The 16,833-nt window shown below is 66.0% G+C and carries 17 protein-coding genes; 5 read left to right on the top strand and 12 right to left on the bottom strand.

The annotated features are described in order from the left end of the window. Nucleotides 1-96: 96 nt before the first annotated feature. A complete protein-coding gene (locus AABA84_RS20755) occupies nt 97-342 on the top strand; it encodes a PilZ domain-containing protein (RefSeq protein WP_011083489.1) in 246 nt (81 codons plus the stop codon). 180 nt (nt 343-522) lie between these two features. Beyond that, nucleotides 523-1,296, top strand: coding sequence for a tetratricopeptide repeat protein (locus tag AABA84_RS20750; RefSeq protein WP_338312941.1), 774 nt, complete (start codon nt 523-525; stop codon nt 1,294-1,296). Between the two features lie 21 nt (nt 1,297-1,317). Here AABA84_RS20750 and AABA84_RS20745 read toward each other — a convergent pair whose 3' ends face one another. The 7 genes from AABA84_RS20745 to rsmI all read right to left on the bottom strand — a co-directional run bounded on the left by AABA84_RS20745 (nt 1,318) and on the right by rsmI (nt 8,539). Then, a complete protein-coding gene (locus tag AABA84_RS20745) occupies nt 1,318-2,607 on the bottom strand; it encodes an AAA family ATPase (protein ID WP_212243304.1) in 1,290 nt (429 codons plus the stop codon). Beyond that, nucleotides 2,604-3,338 carry a CpaD family pilus assembly protein gene (locus AABA84_RS20740; RefSeq protein WP_212243305.1) on the bottom strand — a complete coding sequence of 245 codons (735 nt, stop codon included), beginning with the start codon at nt 3,336-3,338 and terminating at the stop codon, nt 2,604-2,606. The genes AABA84_RS20745 and AABA84_RS20740 overlap by 4 nt, the downstream gene beginning before the upstream one ends. A gap of 52 nt (nt 3,339-3,390) precedes the next feature. After that, on the bottom strand, nt 3,391-4,908 hold the full coding sequence (locus tag AABA84_RS20735) for a type II and III secretion system protein family protein (protein WP_338308716.1): 1,518 nt from the start codon (nt 4,906-4,908) through the stop codon (nt 3,391-3,393). 13 nt (nt 4,909-4,921) lie between these two features. After that, nucleotides 4,922-5,743, bottom strand: coding sequence for a Flp pilus assembly protein CpaB (cpaB, locus tag AABA84_RS20730; RefSeq protein ID WP_338308717.1), 822 nt, complete (start codon nt 5,741-5,743; stop codon nt 4,922-4,924). A gap of 502 nt (nt 5,744-6,245) precedes the next feature. Then, nucleotides 6,246-7,190 (bottom strand): glutathione synthase, encoded by a 945-nt coding sequence (gene gshB, locus AABA84_RS20725; protein WP_212243308.1) that lies wholly within the window; start codon nt 7,188-7,190, stop codon nt 6,246-6,248. A 10-nt stretch (nt 7,191-7,200) separates the two neighbouring features. After that, nucleotides 7,201-7,602 (bottom strand): YraN family protein, encoded by a 402-nt coding sequence (locus AABA84_RS20720; RefSeq protein WP_338312940.1) that lies wholly within the window; start codon nt 7,600-7,602, stop codon nt 7,201-7,203. Further along, nucleotides 7,589-8,539, bottom strand: coding sequence for a 16S rRNA (cytidine(1402)-2'-O)-methyltransferase (gene rsmI, locus AABA84_RS20715; RefSeq protein WP_338312939.1), 951 nt, complete (start codon nt 8,537-8,539; stop codon nt 7,589-7,591). Before rsmI ends, AABA84_RS20720 begins: the two co-directional genes overlap by 14 nt. Before the next feature lie 339 nt (nt 8,540-8,878). Here rsmI and AABA84_RS20710 point away from each other — a divergent pair, with 339 nt between their 5' ends. Continuing rightward, nucleotides 8,879-10,129 carry a penicillin-binding protein activator gene (locus tag AABA84_RS20710; protein ID WP_433960958.1) on the top strand — a complete coding sequence of 417 codons (1,251 nt, stop codon included), beginning with the start codon at nt 8,879-8,881 and terminating at the stop codon, nt 10,127-10,129. A gap of 101 nt (nt 10,130-10,230) precedes the next feature. Here AABA84_RS20710 and hemW read toward each other — a convergent pair whose 3' ends face one another. The 3 genes from hemW to rph are packed head-to-tail and all read right to left on the bottom strand — an operon-like array spanning nt 10,231 to nt 12,792. Then, entirely contained in the window at nt 10,231-11,415 is a 1,185-nt protein-coding gene (hemW, locus tag AABA84_RS20705) for a radical SAM family heme chaperone HemW (RefSeq protein WP_212244111.1), read from the bottom strand. Between the two features lie 16 nt (nt 11,416-11,431). Next, a complete protein-coding gene (gene rdgB / locus AABA84_RS20700) occupies nt 11,432-12,067 on the bottom strand; it encodes an RdgB/HAM1 family non-canonical purine NTP pyrophosphatase (protein ID WP_338312938.1) in 636 nt (211 codons plus the stop codon). 11 nt (nt 12,068-12,078) lie between these two features. After that, a complete protein-coding gene (rph, locus tag AABA84_RS20695) occupies nt 12,079-12,792 on the bottom strand; it encodes a ribonuclease PH (RefSeq protein ID WP_097660458.1) in 714 nt (237 codons plus the stop codon). A 181-nt stretch (nt 12,793-12,973) separates the two neighbouring features. Between rph and hrcA the strand changes: the two genes are divergently transcribed. Together hrcA and grpE are read left to right on the top strand one after the other, a co-directional pair. Next, on the top strand, nt 12,974-14,062 hold the full coding sequence (gene hrcA, locus AABA84_RS20690) for a heat-inducible transcriptional repressor HrcA (protein ID WP_028139407.1): 1,089 nt from the start codon (nt 12,974-12,976) through the stop codon (nt 14,060-14,062). Between the two features lie 97 nt (nt 14,063-14,159). Further along, on the top strand, nt 14,160-14,777 hold the full coding sequence (gene grpE, locus AABA84_RS20685; RefSeq protein WP_338312937.1) for a nucleotide exchange factor GrpE: 618 nt from the start codon (nt 14,160-14,162) through the stop codon (nt 14,775-14,777). 61 nt (nt 14,778-14,838) lie between these two features. Here grpE and pncA read toward each other — a convergent pair whose 3' ends face one another. Further along, nucleotides 14,839-15,558 (bottom strand): bifunctional nicotinamidase/pyrazinamidase, encoded by a 720-nt coding sequence (pncA, locus tag AABA84_RS20680; RefSeq protein ID WP_212243318.1) that lies wholly within the window; start codon nt 15,556-15,558, stop codon nt 14,839-14,841. 305 nt (nt 15,559-15,863) lie between these two features. Continuing rightward, nucleotides 15,864-16,805 carry a hypothetical protein gene (locus AABA84_RS20675; protein ID WP_338312935.1) on the bottom strand — a complete coding sequence of 314 codons (942 nt, stop codon included), beginning with the start codon at nt 16,803-16,805 and terminating at the stop codon, nt 15,864-15,866. Between the last annotated feature and the right edge of the window lie 28 nt (nt 16,806-16,833).

Here is a 16,833-nt window from a genome sequence, read left to right as displayed (position 1 = left end):
CTCGAATGCCGGCTTCTGTCCTCAGCACATTCCAACGAATGTCCGCTATTCCTGAGGCTGCGGGATGGGCCGTGGTCTAACGGGTGAACAATTCAAATGCTTGCAAATCGCCGGAGAAGCGAACGTCGGGTGTGCAGCCGGCTCGCCAAGATCCATTTTGGCGCGGGCTCGCTGCCGCGGGACTGCACGATCACGGATATTTCGGATGGCGGCGTGAAAGTGGTGGCGGAATTCCTGGAAGTGCCGCCGCAATTCACCATCATCTTCGCACCTGATTATTCCCGCCAATGCCGCCTGCGCTGGCGCATCGGCTGCGAATTCGGCGCCGAGTTCACCGACTAAAGCGCGATGCGATGAGGATGAATCGTCATCGCGCTTTAGGTTGTTGTTTAAGCATGATCTCTTCGGAAAACCGCTGCGCACTTTTCCGGATCATGCTTTAAGGTCTCACAGCCCGCGTCCTTAACGGGACTTTAGCGTTAATCGGTAAGCATCTCTGATCAGTTGCCGAGTGATCAGAGTATGTCCAAGCGTTCGTCCCTCGCCTCTCCCCCGGCGAGATTGCTGCTTCCCGCACTCCTGGTGCTCGTCCTCGGCGGTTGCCAGACCGCCGGCATCGAGGATGTGACCGGCGCGCTCGGCGTCAGATCGGAAGCGGCTGTCAAGTCCGACGCCAGGCCGGACATGGACGCGTTGCGCGAGCGTTATCGCGCCAAGCCCAATGATCCCAACGTTGCGCTCGCCTACGGCAAGGCGTTGCGCGAGACCGGCCAGCGCGCGCAGGCGGTCGCGGTCATGGAGCAGGCCGTGCTCGCCCATCCCAGCAACAAGGCGCTGCTCGCCGGCTATGGCCGCGCGCTCGCCGACAGCGGCAATTTCCAGCAGGCCTTCGACGTCCTCAGCCGCGCGCATACGCCGGAGGATCCGGACTGGCGCATCCTGTCGGCACAGGGTGCGGCGCTCGATCAGCTCGGCCGCAACGAAGAGGCGCAGCAATATTATACCACGGCGTTGAAGATCGTGCCGGACGAGCCGACCGTGCTGTCCAATCTCGGCCTGTCCTATATGCTGCAAAACAATCTGCCGAAGGCCGAACAGGTGCTCGGCCGCGCTCATCAGCGCAATCAGAACGATGCGCGGGTCCGTGCCAATCTTGCGCTCGTGCTGGGATTGCAGGGCCGCGAGGCCGAGGCCGAAATCCTCGTGAAGGCAGATTTGCCGCCGGACCAGGCAGCGGCCAAGGTCGCGGCGCTGCGGCAGCTGCTGGCGAAGAAGCAGCAGCGGGCGGACAAGTAATCCGCCCCTCTTGGTGGATGCTTACGACGCCTTGCGATGCGGCGCGGAGTTGCGGCTTGACCTGCCCTTCAGCTTCTTCAGCAGCGGTCCGAGCAGCGAGCGCTTCGGCTTCTTCACCTCGCCGCGCCCGGCGAGGCGGTTCGCCATGTTCTGGAACAGCTCGGTGGTGCGGTGGTTCTTGGAGACCTCCGCGATCATCTGGCCGTTATTGGCGGCGGTGGAGAACAGTTTCGAATCGAACGGGATCACCGCGATCGGCTGGCTTTCCATGGTCTTGGCGAACGCCTTGACCTCGATCTCCGCGCGCTTGTGCATGCCGACCTGGTTGATGCAATACAGCGGCGGCCGGTCGTTCGGCCGCGCCGCCTTCAGCACGCTCAGCATGTTCTTGGTGTTGCGCAAATTGGCGAGATCGGGCTCGGCCACGATGACGATGTCGTCCGCGTTCACCAGCGCGCGCCGCGTCCAGCCGGACCATTGGTGGGGAACGTCGAGCACGATGCAGGGCGTGGTCATGCGCAGCGTGTCGAACACGGCGTCGAAAGCTTCGGCGCCGAAATCATAGACGCGGTCGAGGGTGGCAGGCGCCGCGAGGAGGCTGAGGCGCTCGGTGCATTTGGAGAGCAGGCGCTCCATCAGCGCCGTGTCCGGCCGGTCCTGCGACAGCACCGCGTTGGCGATGCCCTGCACCGGGTCCTGGTTGTAGTCGAGGCCCGCGGTGCCGAAGGCGAGGTCGAGGTCGATCACGACGGAATCGAGCGCGAGGTCACGGGCGATGGTCCAAGCCACGTTGTGGGCAACGGTGGAGGCGCCGACGCCGCCCTTGGCGCCGACCACCGCGATGACGCGGCCGGTGATGATGGCCTCGGAGGCCGAGAACAGGCTGCAGATGGAGCGGACCACGTCGAGGGTTTCGACCGGTCCCACCACATAATCGTTGACGCCGCGGCGCACCAGCTCGCGATAGGGCGCGGTGTCGTTGGGATTGCCGATCACGACCACGCGGGTGCCGGGGTCGCAGACGCCGGCGAGGTCGTCGAGTCCCTCGAGGATGTCGCGCGTACCGTCGGATTCGATCACGATCACGTTCGGCGTCGGCATCGATTCATAGACTTCGATCGCCGCGGCAAGGCCACCGTCCTTGGCGGTGAGGTGTGCCTTGGCGAGCCGGCGGTCCTGCCCCGCCGCGGTCACCGCGGCGAGCGTCTTCTCGGTCTCGCAAAAGGCCTGCACCGAGATGCGGGGAACCGGCGCAATGTGTTCCTCGGGGTGCTGCGGATCGTCCGCTTCTTCGTCGTGGATAACGGTCATTTGCCTGTGTCGCTGAGCTTGGCCTTGTCGGCTTCGGAATTGGGAGTCGAGATCGCAGTGCCCTTGCGATAGCGATCAAAGGCGATGTCGCGCCGCGCGGTATAGGCCGGCGTCTCGGATCGCGGCTGCTCGAGGTCGGCCGGATTGTCGATCATCGCGGCGAGATTGCGCTGGCTGGCGCAGCCCAGATTGAAGTAGGGCCGGTTCTCGTTGTAGCCGGGATCGAGGATCGAGGGGCCGAGGTCTTCCGGCCACAGCCCGCAGGGGCCGGCGACCGCGGTGATCTTCGAATAGCTCAGGCGGATGGTGGGCAGCAGCCCGGGATCTTCAGGGCGATAGGGATGCTGGACGATGGCACGCGATGGCACGCCGCCTGATGCGAGCACAGACCGGATTTCCCGATAGGTCGCCGCCGCCGCGCGCGAATTCGCAGCGTCGACGGGAACGTCGACGACGACGGAGCCGGTGCCTTCGCGCACCCAGTCCCGGGCGATACCCGCGACGTCCGAATGCTGCGCGGCCGACAGGCCGCCCCTCGCCTTGCCGACGAAGATCACGATCGACTTCTTGCCTTCCTGCACCGCGATCGGGTGGCGCTGGCGATAGTCGGTCGGCACCGTCTGGGTGACGATCTCGCCGGTGGTGTTACAGGCGCCCAGCATGACGGAGAGCCCCGTCAGTGCCAGCGCGACGCCCAGATTGCGACGTCGATCGGCTGATGTTGTCGTCATCGCCTGGTCCCCTCTTGCCCCGTGTCCTGCCCCGGTCCCCAAACCGTTCGTCTCAGTCGATGATGAAGCCGAAATCGCCGGGCGCGCCGGCGATCGGATCGACGCGACGCGCGATGCCATAGAGGCGATTCATGCGGCCGAGCAGTGCGGTCTGCGCGTCCGAGGCCGGCGCGAAGCCGTCGTCGGGCCGCGCCAATTCCTTCTGGGCGACCGCGCGCACCACATAGGGCGTCACGATCACCATCAGCTCGGTCTCGTTGTTGACGAAGTCCTGGCTGCGGAACAGCGCGCCGATGATCGGCACCTGGTCGATGCCGGGAAGGCCGTTGATCGCCTGCTTGGTCTGCTGCTGGATCAGGCCGGCCATCGCCATCGATCCGCCGGAGGGAATCTCCAGCGTCGTCTCGGCGCGGCGGGTCTGGATCGAGGGGATGGTGATCGAGTTGCTCGAGGTCGAGGACACCGCCTGCGTCAACGTGATCGAATTCGTATTCGACAGCTCCGAGACCTCGGTCATCACGCGCAGGCTGATGCGGCCTTCGCTGAGCACGACCGGGGTGAAGTTCAGCGAGATGCCGAACTTCTTGTAGGTGATCTGGGTGGTACAGACGTGGGTGACGGGATCGCAGGAATAGCCTGCCGGAATCGGGAATTCGCCGCCGGCGATGAAGGTGGCGGATTCGCCCGAAATCGCGGTCAGGCTCGGTTCGGCGAGCGTGCGCATCACGCCGGCGCTTTCCATCGCACGCATGGTGGCGCTGACGGTGGCGATGCCCTTGGTGACGCCGGCAACGCCGAGTCCGTTGCTGCCGACGATCGGCCCGCCCGAGACCGAGAACGGGTTGGAATTGTTGAAATTCACCACCGCGGTGCCGGCGTTCAGGCTGGCGCTGAGATCGACGCCGAGCTGCTTGACGATGTCGCGGCGGACTTCGCCGACGACGACCTTGAGCATCACCTGGTCGCGGCCACGCACGACGATGCTGTTGACGACCTTGTCCGAGCCGCCGACCAGTTTTGCGGCGACGTCGCCGGCCTGCTGGGCCTCGACCGGGCTCGACACCGATCCGGTCAGCATCACGCTGTCGCCGACGCCTTCGATCTGAACGCCCGGCAGCGACTGGCGCAGGGCCGCGCGCATGCCGTTGAGGTCGCGTTTCACCGCGATGTCATAGGAGGCAACCTGCTGGCCGTCGGCGGTGAAGAACACAACGTTGGTCTGGCCGACCTGGCCGCCGATGATATAGGCACGCTGGGCCGAGCGGATGACGGCATTGGCGATCTTGGGATCGGCCACCAGCACGTCCTTGACCTCGCGAGGCAGGTCGATGACGACGGATTTGCCCACGCCAAGCGAGAGAAAACGCGTCTTCGCCGATGCGATGGTCGCGACCGACGATACGCCGAGATCCGGTGCCTGCATCGGCGCCTGGTCGCCGACCGGCGCATCCGTCGCGCTGACGAGGTCGGGGGCTGCGAGCAGCCCCAGTATCAGCATCGTCCCCGTCCAGAACGGGCGCGTGCGCTTCCCCCGAAGGCGCAGGCCCGTCCGATCATCCCCGTAGTTCATGCTATCCCCATCATCACTTCTGTGACGTCAATTGCCGTGCCTGCACCCCGTAACGGATCACGTTCACGCCGCCCGCACGCTTGATCCCCTGGTCCTCAGGCGTGCCGTCGACTGCGTTGGCATCGACGATGCTCCGCAGCGCGAGCTGGAGCGTGCCGCCCTGGCGCGCGGCTGCGAGGACTGCGACCTGGTCGGGCCGGAGCTCGAGCGTGACGGTCTTGCCGACGACGGCGTTCTGGCCGTCCTTCTCCTTCGGCGCCTGGTCGATCGCGAGCACGCGGATATTGGTCAGGATGACCTCGGACAGGACGAGGTCGTTGCCGCCGGTCGGACCGTTGTTGTTGGCGCCGTCGGGGTTCTTCAGACGGCGGGTCAGGACGATGTCGACGCGGTCATTCGGAAGGATGAAGCCGCCAGCGGCGGTCTCGGCTGAAATCTCGGTGGAAACGGCGCGCATCCCGGCGGGCAGGATCGCGGCCATGAAGCCGGAGCCGTCGGCCTTGACCAGCTTCTGCTCGCGGATCGGCTCGCCCTGCATCAGGGGGACTCGGGCGATCGAGCCGGCAATCTGGGTCTGCGCCTCGGGCCTGCTGTCGCGGCGAATGAAGGCACTGCTCGCGGTCGCCGCCGGCCAGGCCTGCCATTGCAGATCCTCGGGCTTCACCGCCTGGCCGAGCCCGATGTCGTTCTTCGCGATCAGCACCTCGACGGTCGGCAATTTCTCGGCGACGGGAAGGGCGGGCGCGGGCTTGTTGTCGAAGCCGCTCGCCAGATACGCAGCGACGCCGCCGGCGCCCAGCGCGATGACGAGAACGACAATGCGTGCGGTGTTCATACGCCTCTACTCTTACGCGGGGCACTCGAACCGCACCTGGCGGGTTCCCCGTGTCGATGAGTAGGGAGTAAAAGTATAAGGGGTGTTGCGAGGCCGAATGCGACGGCCGGCCACGATGCTGGTTCTCGGCAGATGGTGAACGCGGCGTTATCCGGTCGGCCAGCGGCCCCGTAGATTCACGCAGTACGGCACGTTCGTTCGAATGACATGCGCGGCGTCATGGTGAATGGGTGGTTAGTGATGGGTGCGATCGTGGTCACGGCGTGATCGCAGCGAGCCGCGCAGATACGGGTGATCTGTCAACCCCGCGCGAGCGCGTTGCGCTCGTCGCTGGAGGTGCGAGTGGCGCGATGCAACGCATCGTGCCGGGAGCCTCGAGGGATGCGCGGTCGCGATGCAGCAACGCGCGGTAACAGTCGGGCCGTCGCCCTTCGAGGGCCGCTGAAGAGCGGCCACCTCAGGGTGACGGTGATAGATTGGAGGTGGCGGCGGACCTAAAACGCTACTTCGCCCGCTTCTGCTCGATCACGTCCCAGACCTTCGCCGCGACGTCAGGCCCGCCGAGCCGTGCGATGGCGCGGATGCCGGTCGGGGAGGTCACGTTGATCTCGGTGAGGTTGCCGTTGATGACGTCGATGCCGACGAACAAGAGGCCGCGCTCCCGCAGCGCCGGGCCGACGGTGGCACAGATCTCGCGCTCACGCGGAGTGAGCTCGGTCTCCTGCGCAGCCCCGCCGCGCACCATGTTGGAGCGGAGGTCGTCGGCGGCCGGCACGCGGTTCACCGCGCCGGCGAACTCGCCGTTGACCAGGATGATGCGCTTGTCGCCGTGCCTCACCTCGGGGATGAATTGCTGGATCACCCAGGGCTCCCGGAACGTCACCGAGAACATGTCGAACAGCGAGCCGAAATTCATGTCCTGCGGCATCACGCGGAACACCGCCGCGCCGCCATGGCCGTGCAGCGGCTTCATCACGACGGCGCCGTGCTTGTCGCGGAAGGCGTTGATCTCGTCGAGGTCGCGCGAGATCAGGGTCGGCGGCATCAGCTGCGGAAAATTCATCACGAACAGCTTTTCCGGCGCGTTGCGCACGGAGGCGGGATCGTTGAGCACCAGCGTCTTCGGATGGATGCGTTCCAGAAGATGCGTCGAGGTGATGTAGGCGAGGTCGAACGGCGGATCCTGGCGCAGCAGCACCACGTCAAAGCCGTTCAGCGCCTCGCGCCTGGGCTCGCCGAGCGTGAAGTGATCGCCGGGCTCGTCGCGCACGGTCAGGAGCTGAACCGGCGCCACGATCTCCTCGCCGACCATCGAGAGCTTGTCGGGCGTGTAATAGGACAGGCCGTGGCCGCGCTTCTGCGCCTCCAGGAGCAGCGCAAAGGTGGAATCGCCCTTGATGTTGATGCGGGCGATGGGGTCCATCTGGACGGCGACGTTCAGTTTCATGGTCTGCCTTTCAGGTCGAGGCGTCGAATGCCGCCAACACATGGCGCGGAAGTGAGCGCGGCGCAATCAGCATGGCGTCGAATCGCAATTCGAATTCGGCATGCTCGGGATGCGCGACGAGCCAGCCTTGCGCGGCGTCGATGATGCGCTGCTGCTGGCGCGGCGTCACCGCGAAGGCGGCGTCATCCAGCGTGGCCCGCGCCTTGACCTCGACGAAGGCGATCAGATTGCGGCGGCGCGCCACGATGTCGATCTCGCCATGCGGGGTGCGGTAGCGTTTGGCCAGGATGCGATAGCCCTTGGCCATGAGATAGGCCGCGGCGCGGCTCTCCGCGGAGATGCCGGTGTGGAACGCGGCGACGCGCTCGGGCGAGGCGACCTTCGGCTCCGTCGGGACCTCAGTCTTCGCCATCGTCGCCCCTTAAGTCCTTGGCGAGCTCGAGCGCGCGGGCATAGACCTCGCGGCGCGGCCGGCCCGAGAGCGCGACCGCGTGCGCGACGGCATCCTTGACGCTGTGCGCGGCAAGCTGCTCGCGCAACAGACCGTCCAGCGCATCCGACGTCAGCATCTCGGCGTCGGCCGCCGGCGGAGCGATCACCAGCACGAACTCGCCGCGCGTCTCCAGCGCATCGGCCTCGCGCGCCAGCTGGCTCAACGGTGCGCGCGAAATCTCCTCGTGCAGCTTGGTCAGCTCGCGGCAGATCGCGGCTTCGCGCGTGCCCATGATCTCGGCGAGCTCCGCCAGCGTGTCCTGTACGCGGTTGCCGGATTCGAACATCACCAGCGTCGCATCGATGCGCGCGAGTTCGGTCAAGCGCGCCTTTCGCGCGGCGGATTTCGCCGGCAAAAAGCCCTCGAAAAAGAAGCGGTCGGTCGGCAGTGCCGCCACCGTCAGCGCCGCCAGCACCGAGGATGGGCCGGGCAGGGCATACACCGCATGGCCGGCGGCGCAGACCTCGCGCACCAGCTTGAAGCCAGGATCGGAGATCAGCGGCGTGCCGGCGTCGGAGACCAGCGCAATCGAGCCGCCCTGCCCCAGCGCCTCCAGGATTTTCGGACGCGCGGCCTCCGCGTTGTGCTCGTGATATTGCTTGAGCTGCGCGGCGATGGCGTAGCGCTCCGTCAGGCGCCGGGTGATGCGGGTGTCCTCGCAGGCGATGACGTCGACGCCGGCGAGGGTCTGGAGCGCCCGCAGCGTGATGTCGCCGAGATTGCCGATGGGGGTTGAGACCAGATGGAGGCCCGGTGCCGCCTTCGGCGCCGCAAGTCGATGGGCGTCGATGGAGAAACCGCGCGAGGCGGCGTCTTGAGCTTCAGGCGTATTTATCGGGGCCGGCTTTGCGCGCATAATGAAGTCAACTTAGGCACGATCCTCAGGGCTGGGAACCGGCTCGCCGAAAAAGATCGTGCCGAGGTGAGGGGCGAGGAACGGACGGGAATGTGATCGATCCGGGATCACGTCGAGAGGGAGTGAGGGCTCTCACGCCATATTCGCGACTGAAACGCCGCCTTGATGCTGCGTGAGCGAGGGCAAGCAGCTGCCGGGACAGGAAGGCGGCCGCGTTAAGCGGCTATTATCCTTTTGTTTCGGTTAACTATTTGCCGACAATATGCCTGAATCCGCGGCTTGTGTCGTGGAAAGAGTGTCGTGACCGGCCGGCGCCGGCGGGTCAGAAGAGAAGCTGCCATGATGGGCCCGCGTTATCCCAGATCGTCCTCTTCGGAGGAGTCTCCCGTTCCGGGGTCCCTGATGTCAGGGGCGACCCGCCGGGGCGCGCTCGGCCTGTTGCTCGGCGCACCCCTGCTGTCGGCCTGCGCCGGCGTGCAGCAGAGCCTGAGCCAGTTCTCCAACCCGTTTTCGAGCTCAGCACCGCCGGCTCAGCCGGCAGGTCCGCCGCAACAGGCGACGACCGCCGGCACCGGCGGCGTCAAGGTCGCCGTGATCCTGCCGCTCTCGGCCGCCGGCAATGCTGGTCTCGCCGCGCAATCCATGCGCAACGCCGCCGAGATGGCGCTGGCCGAGTTCCAGAATCCGAACATCCAGCTGCTGATCAAGGACGACAATGGCAGCCCGCAAGGCGCGCAGGGCGCCGCGCAGCAGGCCGTCGACGAAGGCGCCGAGATCATTTTGGGACCGCTGTTCGCGCAATCGGTGCCGGCGGTGGCGCAAGTCGCGCGCACGCGCGGCATTTCCGTGATGGCGTTCTCGACCGATTCCAGCATCGCCGGCCGCGGCGTCTATTTGCTCTCCTTCCTGCCGGAGTCCGACGTCAACCGCATCGTCGAATATTCCGCCAGCATCGGAAAGCGCTCCGTCGCCGTGCTGGTGCCCGACAATGCCTATGGCAATGTCGTCGAGGCCGCGGTGAAGGCGGCGGTGCCGCGGCGCGGCGGGCGCATCATCGCCTTCGAGAAATACGGCGCCGATCGCGCCACGCCGGCGCGCACCGTGGCGCAGCAACTCGGCAGTGCCGACGCGTTGTTCATTGCCGATGATGGCGATGCCGTCGTGTCGGTGGCGGATGCGATGACCGCGGCGGGCGCGAATTTGCGCAACATCCAGCTGCTCGGCACTGGCCTATGGGACAATCCGCGAGTTTATGCGAATGCGGGCCTGCAAGGCGGCCTCTATGCCGCGCCGGACCCGGCCGGCTTCCGCGCCTTCTCCGGCCGCTATCGCACCAAATACGGCGCCGAGCCGATTCGCACCGCGACGCTCGCCTATGACGCGGTCGCCCTCGTCGCCGCGCTGGCGCGCACGCAAGGCACCACGCGCTTCTCGCCCGACGTGCTCACCAATCCGTCGGGCTTCGCCGGCATCGACGGCCTGTTCCGGTTCCGTGCGGACGGCACGAATGAACGGGGCCTCGCGGTGATGAAGGTGACGACGGGCGGCGGCGTTGCGGTCGCGGGTTCGCCGAAGAGTTTTGGGGCGTAGTGGCTTCGTAGCCCGGATGGAGCGCAGCGAAATCCGGGGCGATCTTACCGCGCGGATAGAACCCGGATTGCGCTGCGCTCCATCCGGGCTACGGGACTTTGCTACGCCGCTAAATCCGCGACCACCGCATCCAGCACCGGAAAACCGCTGCTGGTCACGCGCAGCCGGCCCGTTGCGTCGACCGTGATCGCACCCTCCTCGCGCAGCAGCGCGATGCGCTTGGGATCGAGCGGGCGGCCGGAGAGGGCTTTGTAGCGCTCGGGGTCGATGCCTTCGGCGAGGCGCAATCCCATCAGCAGGAATTCGTCGGCGCGTTCTTCGCTGTTGAGGAGATCGTCGGTGACGATTCCATGGCCGTTGGTCTCGACCCGCATCAGCCAGGCCTCGGGACGCTTCTCGGTGGCGGTGGCGTGCCTGATGCCGTCGATGTCGAGCCGGCCATGCGCGCCGGGGCCGATGCCGGCATATTCCTCGCCGCGCCAATAGACCAGATTGTGCCGGCACTCGGCGCCGCGCCGCGCGTGATTGGAAATCTCGTAGGCGGGCAGGCCGAGCTTGTCGCAGGTCTCCTGCGTCACGTCGTAGAGCGCGCGCGCCACCGTTTCGTCCGGCGTCTTCAATTTGCCGGCCTGGTGCAGGCCGAAGAAGGGCGTGCCTTCCTCGATCGTCAATTGATAGAGCGACAGATGCTCGGCCGCCTCGTCAATGGCGAGACGCAATTCATCGGCCCACATCGCCGGCGTCTGGTCGGGGCGGGCGTAGATCAGATCGAACGAATAGCGATCGAACGAGCGGCGCGCGATCGCGACCGCATCGAGCGCCTCGCGCGCGCTGTGCAGGCGTCCCAAAGCTTTGAGCGAGGCGTCGTCGAGCGCCTGCACGCCGAGCGAAACGCGGTTGACGCCGGCGGTGCGATAGCCGGCAAAGCGCGTGGCTTCGACGCTGGTCGGATTCGCCTCCAGCGTCACCTCGACATCGCCGGCGACGGTCCAGTGCTTGCCGATCGCATCGAGCACCGCGCCGACGGTTGCGGGCTGCATCAGCGACGGTGTGCCGCCGCCGAGAAAGATCGAGGTGACTTCACGGCCGGGCGAGCGCTGCGCAGTTGTTTCGATCTCGCGCGCGAAGGCCGCCGCATATCTCGCCTCGTCGATCGCGGCATGGCGGACATGGCTGTTGAAGTCGCAATAGGGGCATTTCGACAGGCAGAACGGCCAGTGCACGTAGACGCCGAAGGCTTCGGACTCTTGTTTTGACGCGTTTTCCTGGCGCGAACCGGTACCCACTTCGCTCGAAAACGCTCTAGCGCGGCTCAAGGCAGATCTCCGCCAGTTTCACGAAGGCGCGGGCGCGATGCGACAGGCCGAGGCCGAGCGGCGGCAGGCCGTGCTTCTCGATGCTTTCCATCTCGCCGAAGGTGCGGCTGTGGCCGTCAGGCAAGAACATCGGGTCATAGCCGAAGCCGGCGGTGCCGCGCGGCGGCCAGACCAGCGTGCCGTCGACGCGCGCCTCGACCTCTTCGAGATGATCGTCGGGCCAGGCGACGCAGAGCGCGGAGACGAAATGCGCTTTGCGCTTGTCGGGCGTGGTGGCGCCGCGCTCCTGCAGCAGGCGCTCGATCTGCGCCATCGCCGCGTTGAAGTCCTTGGTCGGGCCGGCCCATCGCGCGCTGTAGATGCCCGGCGCGCCGTCGAGTGCGTCGACCACGATGCCGGAATCGTCGGCAAAGGCGGGAAGCTTGGTCGCCCGCGCTGCCGCGATCGCCTTGATCGCGGCATTGCTGCGGAAATCGTTGCCGGTTTCGTCCGGCTCGCCCAGGCCCAGTTCACCGGCCGACACCGCCTCGATGCCGTACGGCGCCAAAAGCTCCTGCATCTCGGCGAGCTTGCCGGGATTATGGGTGGCGATGACGAGCTTTCCGGTGATTCGGCGGTGCATGGGCCTATTGACTACGCGACAGCCAGTTTCTGCAAGTCCACGAGACGTGCGATGCCTTTTTGCGCTAGGGCGATCAGCTTCAGGAACTCGTCCTGCGTGAACGGCTCGCGTTCCGCGGTGCCCTGGACCTCGATGATGCGGCCATCGCCGGTCATGACGAAATTGGCGTCGGTCTGGGCTTCCGAATCCTCGGCATAGTCGAGATCGAGCACCGGTGTGCCATTGTAGATGCCGCAGGAGATCGCGGCGACATTGTCGCGCATCACATTGGCCTTGATCATGTTGCGCGCCTTCATCCAGTTGATGCAATCGGCGAGGGCGACCCAGGCACCGGTGATCGAGGCCGTGCGGGTGCCGCCGTCGGCCTGGAGCACGTCGCAATCGACCGTGATCTGGCGCTCACCGAGCGCTTCGAGATCGACGATGGTGCGAAGCGAGCGGCCGATCAGGCGCTGGATCTCGACGGTGCGGCCGCTCTGCTTGCCGGCGGCGGCCTCGCGGCGGGTGCGTTCGGAGGTCGCGCGCGGCAGCATGCCGTATTCGGCGGTGACCCAGCCGCGGCCCTGGCCCTTCAGCCACGGCGGCAGGCGATCTTCCAGCGTGGCGGTGACCAGCACATGGGTGTCGCCGAATTTCACCAGGCAGGAGCCTTCCGCATATTTGACCACGCCGCGCTCCAGCGTCACGGGGCGCAATTCGTCGGGCGCACGGCGGCTTGGCCGCATGGGAAATCCTCCAAAACTCGCAGGTTAGGGCTATTCGCGGTGCTTGTAGGTGGGGTGAGGGTATGCGGCAAGGGGAAAGGACAAGGCTTTTTCACCCCCGGTTTTCCGCCCTGCAAACGCGACGCTTGTCAGAACCCTCGGGGATGGACAAATTATGAGCATCTGAGAGGAGTTACCGTCTGTGGCCCATCACGATCCGATCCATCTGATCGCGCCGCGCGCGGGCCTCGCCCAGCTCAACGAGCGTTCTCGCGACATCTTTCGTCAAATTGTCGAAAGTTATCTCGCGACCGGTGAGCCCGTGGGCTCGCGCAATATCTCGCGGCTCATCGCCATGCCGCTGTCGCCGGCCTCGGTCCGCAACGTCATGGCCGATCTGGAACAGCTCGGCCTGATCTACGCCCCGCACACCTCCGCCGGCCGGCTGCCGACGGAACTCGGCCTGCGGTTCTTCGTCGATGCCCTGATGCAGGTCGGCGACCTCAACGAGGCCGAGCGGCAGTCGATCCAGAGCCAGCTTGCCACCGTCGGCCAGGCGCAATCGGTCGAGGCGGCGCTGGACCAGGCGCTGACGCGGCTCTCGGGCCTGACCCGCGCCGCCGCGGTGGTGCTGACGCCGAAATCCAATGCGCGGCTGAAACACATCGAATTTGTCCGTCTGGAACCGGAAAAGGCGCTGGTGATCCTGGTCGGGGAGGATGGCCAGGTCGAAAACCGCGTGCTGTCGCTGCCCCCCGGAGTTCCCTCCTCGGCGATCACCGAGGCCGGCAATTTCCTCAATGCGCGCATCCGCGGCCGCACCCTGGCCGAGGCCCGGCTCGAGCTGGAGACGGCACTTGGAGAGGCCCGCGCCGAGCTCGATCAGCTCGCACAGAAGGTGATTTCCGCCGGCATCGCCAGCTGGTCCGGCGGCGAGAACGAGGACCGCCAGCTCATCGTCCGCGGCCACGCCAATCTGCTCGAAGACTTGCATGCGCTGGAGGATCTGGAGCGGGTGCGCCTGTTGTTCGACGATCTCGAGACCAAGCGCGGCGTGATCGATCTGCTGGGCCGCGCCGAGACCGCCGAGGGCGTGCGCATCTTCATCGGCAGCGAGAACAAGCTGTTTTCGCTGTCGGGGTCCTCCACCATCATCTCGCCCTATCGGGATGCCGCCGGCCATATCGTCGGCGTATTGGGCGTGATCGGGCCGACCCGGCTGAATTATGCCCGCGTGATCCCGACCGTGGACTACGCCGCCCGCATCGTCAGTCGCCTGCTGGGAGGCTGACCGGCGTTTGATCCGATCACGGGCGCTTGATTTTCGGCGCCCGAAGCACGATATCCGGGCCAGAAAAATCCCTGCGACGAATTCGAAAAGAGAGCCGATGACCGATCGAGACCGGCAACCCGAAGACGCGGCCGCGCCGACTGGCGAGCCCGTGGTGTCGAAACCCTATATCATGCCCGACGATCCCGAGCCCGGCTCGGTCGAAACGTTGCAGAAGGAAGCCGCCGAGGCGCGCGACCGCATGCTGCGGACGCTGGCCGAGATGGAGAATCTGCGCAAACGCACCACCAAGGAGGTCGCCGACGCCCGTCTCTACGGCATCACCGGCTTTGCCCGCGATGTGCTCGACATCGCCGACAATCTCCAGCGCGCGCTCGATGCCGTCCCGGCTGAGGACCGTGCCGCCGCCGATCCCGGCCTGACCGCGCTGATCGAGGGCGTCGAGCTCACCGAGCGTTCGCTGCTCAACGCGCTGGAAAAGCACGGCGTGAAGAAGCTCGATCCGCAGGGCCAGAAGTTCGATCCGAACTTCCACCAGGCGATGTACGAAGTGCCCGATGCGTCGGTGCCGTCGGGCACCGTGGTGCAGATCATGCAGGCCGGCTACACCATCGGCGAGCGTGTGCTGCGCCCGGCTCTGGTCGGTGTCGCCAAGGGCGGCGCAAAGGCCGCGCCCGCGGCGAACAACAATGAATCGAGCGGCGCGCCGAACTGATTTTTTTGCGTCATTCCGGGTTCGATGCTTCGCATCGCCCCGGAATGACAGTCGTCTAGCTCTACGCGCTCGCGATATCCGCAGACTGAATCCGCTTCACGCCGGCCTTGGCCATATCGGCCCAGGCCTTTGCCAGCGAGCCCTGCGTGTCGATGCCGCGGCAGGCGTCTTCCACCACATAGACCTCGAAGCCCGCCTTGCGCGCGTCGAGCGCGGTCCAGGCGACGCAGAAATCCGTCGCGAGGCCAGCGACGAAGACGCGCTTGATCTTGCGTCCCTTGAGATAGCCGGCAAGTCCGGTCGAGGTCTTGCCGTCGGCTTCGAGGAAGGCCGAATAGCTGTCGACGTCCTTGTGAAAGCCCTTGCGGATGATGAGCTCGGCGTGCGGGATCGCAAGATCCTTCGACAGCGAAGCGCCGTCGGTGCCCTGCACGCAATGGTCCGGCCACAGCACCTGCTTGCCGTAGGGAAGGTCGACGGTCTCGAACGGCTTCTTGCCGGAGTGGACTGACGCAAACGAAACGTGGCCCGGCGTGTGCCAGTCCTGCGTCATCACCACATTCGCAAACGCTTTCGAGATCTTGTTGATGACGGGCACCACCTGCTCGCCCTCTTTCACCGCGAGGCTGCCGCCGGGCAGGAAGCAGTTCTGCACGTCGATCACCAGCAGCGCGGAGGCATCGTCGGGTTTGATCGATGCCGCTGCAAAGAGTGCGGTTGGAGCGAGAGCCGCGAGCGCGGTCGTTCCAAGCATTGCCAGGACTTGTCGCCGATCCAGCATCGTTCGCCTCCCCTTAGGATGAACTCAACGGAGACGAAGCCTAGTTCCGTTCGTGTACGAACAGAAGCCCGAAAATGCGGCCGGGTTTGGTGAGGGGGTGGGCGTGCAGCCTCAACACCACTGTCGTCCCGGACAAGCGCAGCGCAGATCCGGGACCCATACCCCCAGGGAGAAGTTTGGCGAAGACTCTTCGTGGGTACTGCGACCGACCCCAATCGCGAGATCACGCGGTATGGGTCCCGGCCCCCCGCGCGCAATTGCGCGCTAGGCCGGGACGACACCGAGTGTGTTGGAGCGCCTCTGCCCTAACCCTTCGGCTGAATCCCGTCGCGCACGGCACGGAAGCGGTTGAAGGCGGCTAGCCACTGGTCGCGCGGGGCGCTGGCGATGATGCGCAGCGAGGCGCCGCCGCTCGAGAAGCGGATCCACTGCACCACTGTGACCGGGACCTTGTCCTTGCCGCTGACGCCGTCGATCCGGGTCTCGAAGCCTTGCTGACCGTTGATGCGGATCGGCTCGGACATGGTGACGCGCGATTCGCGCACGCCGGGGATCTGCAGCGCTGCCTCCTGGGCGAAGCGGGCGCGGTCGTCGGCGGCTTGCGGCGTGGCACCGATCACGCCGAGGATCATGAACGGCTTCGACTCATAACCGGTGCTCTCGTCGCCGTCGGCCAGGATGATGCTGGAGCCCGGCGCCAGCGTGCGGATGTCCTTGAATTCGGCGAGATCGGTGATCTTGAACGGCATCAGCGCGATCTGCTCCTCGGCCGAGACCTGCTTGCGGGTGGTGGCGCTCGCAAACATCTGCCGCACCGCTTCATCCGTGTAGATCTTGGTCGCATTCTCCGGGATCTGCACCGCGACATAGCCGGAGAAGCCGGCGCCCGGCACGATCATCGAATAGCGCTTCACCGGCGTGTCGCCGGCCTTGCCGCTTTCGGTGGTGAAATAGGCGAGCCCCGCGGGCGTCTCGATCTTGTCCTGCTTGACGCCGCCAGCGCCGGCCGGATTGGAATTGAAGGCGCTCACGACCTCGCCATAGGCCGCCGGCGGCAACTCGGTGATCAACACCTTGACGCTGCCGTCCTCGCTCTCGAAGCCCGGAAAGGTCTTTGCCGTGCTGAGTCCGACCAGCGGCACCATGCCGAGGCGCAGGCCGGGCGGAAACACGGCGTCGGCGGCGATAGCCGGAAGCGCGGAGGCAATGAGGAGGGCGAGCGCGGCGAGGGGACGGATCAGCTTCATGGGCACTCTGATTGGTTCACATTGAGGC

This window comes from Bradyrhizobium sp. TM239, from assembly GCF_036247985.1.
Taxonomy (GTDB): domain Bacteria; phylum Pseudomonadota; class Alphaproteobacteria; order Rhizobiales; family Xanthobacteraceae; genus Bradyrhizobium; species Bradyrhizobium ottawaense.
Note: the sequence above shows the minus strand (reverse complement) of the source record. Positions and strands in the feature narration are given on the sequence as shown.

Excerpts from the sequence above, each read along its gene's own strand:
- AABA84_RS20755 (WP_011083489.1), top strand. The coding sequence starts at position 97 with ATGCTTGCAAATCGCCGGAGAAGCGAACGTCGGGTGTGCAGCCGGCTC.
- AABA84_RS20750 (WP_338312941.1), top strand. The coding sequence starts at position 523 with ATGTCCAAGCGTTCGTCCCTCGCCTCTCCCCCGGCGAGATTGCTGCTT.
- AABA84_RS20745 (WP_212243304.1), bottom strand. The coding sequence starts at position 2,607 with ATGACCGTTATCCACGACGAAGAAGCGGACGATCCGCAGCACCCCGAG.
- AABA84_RS20740 (WP_212243305.1), bottom strand. The coding sequence starts at position 3,338 with ATGACGACAACATCAGCCGATCGACGTCGCAATCTGGGCGTCGCGCTG.
- AABA84_RS20735 (WP_338308716.1), bottom strand. The coding sequence starts at position 4,908 with ATGAACTACGGGGATGATCGGACGGGCCTGCGCCTTCGGGGGAAGCGC.
- cpaB (WP_338308717.1), bottom strand. The coding sequence starts at position 5,743 with ATGAACACCGCACGCATTGTCGTTCTCGTCATCGCGCTGGGCGCCGGC.
- gshB (WP_212243308.1), bottom strand. The coding sequence starts at position 7,190 with ATGAAACTGAACGTCGCCGTCCAGATGGACCCCATCGCCCGCATCAAC.
- AABA84_RS20720 (WP_338312940.1), bottom strand. The coding sequence starts at position 7,602 with ATGGCGAAGACTGAGGTCCCGACGGAGCCGAAGGTCGCCTCGCCCGAG.
- rsmI (WP_338312939.1), bottom strand. The coding sequence starts at position 8,539 with ATGCGCGCAAAGCCGGCCCCGATAAATACGCCTGAAGCTCAAGACGCC.
- AABA84_RS20710 (WP_433960958.1), top strand. The coding sequence starts at position 8,879 with ATGATGGGCCCGCGTTATCCCAGATCGTCCTCTTCGGAGGAGTCTCCC.
- rdgB (WP_338312938.1), bottom strand. The coding sequence starts at position 12,067 with ATGCACCGCCGAATCACCGGAAAGCTCGTCATCGCCACCCATAATCCC.
- rph (WP_097660458.1), bottom strand. The coding sequence starts at position 12,792 with ATGCGGCCAAGCCGCCGTGCGCCCGACGAATTGCGCCCCGTGACGCTG.
- grpE (WP_338312937.1), top strand. The coding sequence starts at position 14,160 with ATGACCGATCGAGACCGGCAACCCGAAGACGCGGCCGCGCCGACTGGC.
- pncA (WP_212243318.1), bottom strand. The coding sequence starts at position 15,558 with ATGCTGGATCGGCGACAAGTCCTGGCAATGCTTGGAACGACCGCGCTC.
- AABA84_RS20675 (WP_338312935.1), bottom strand. The coding sequence starts at position 16,805 with ATGAAGCTGATCCGTCCCCTCGCCGCGCTCGCCCTCCTCATTGCCTCC.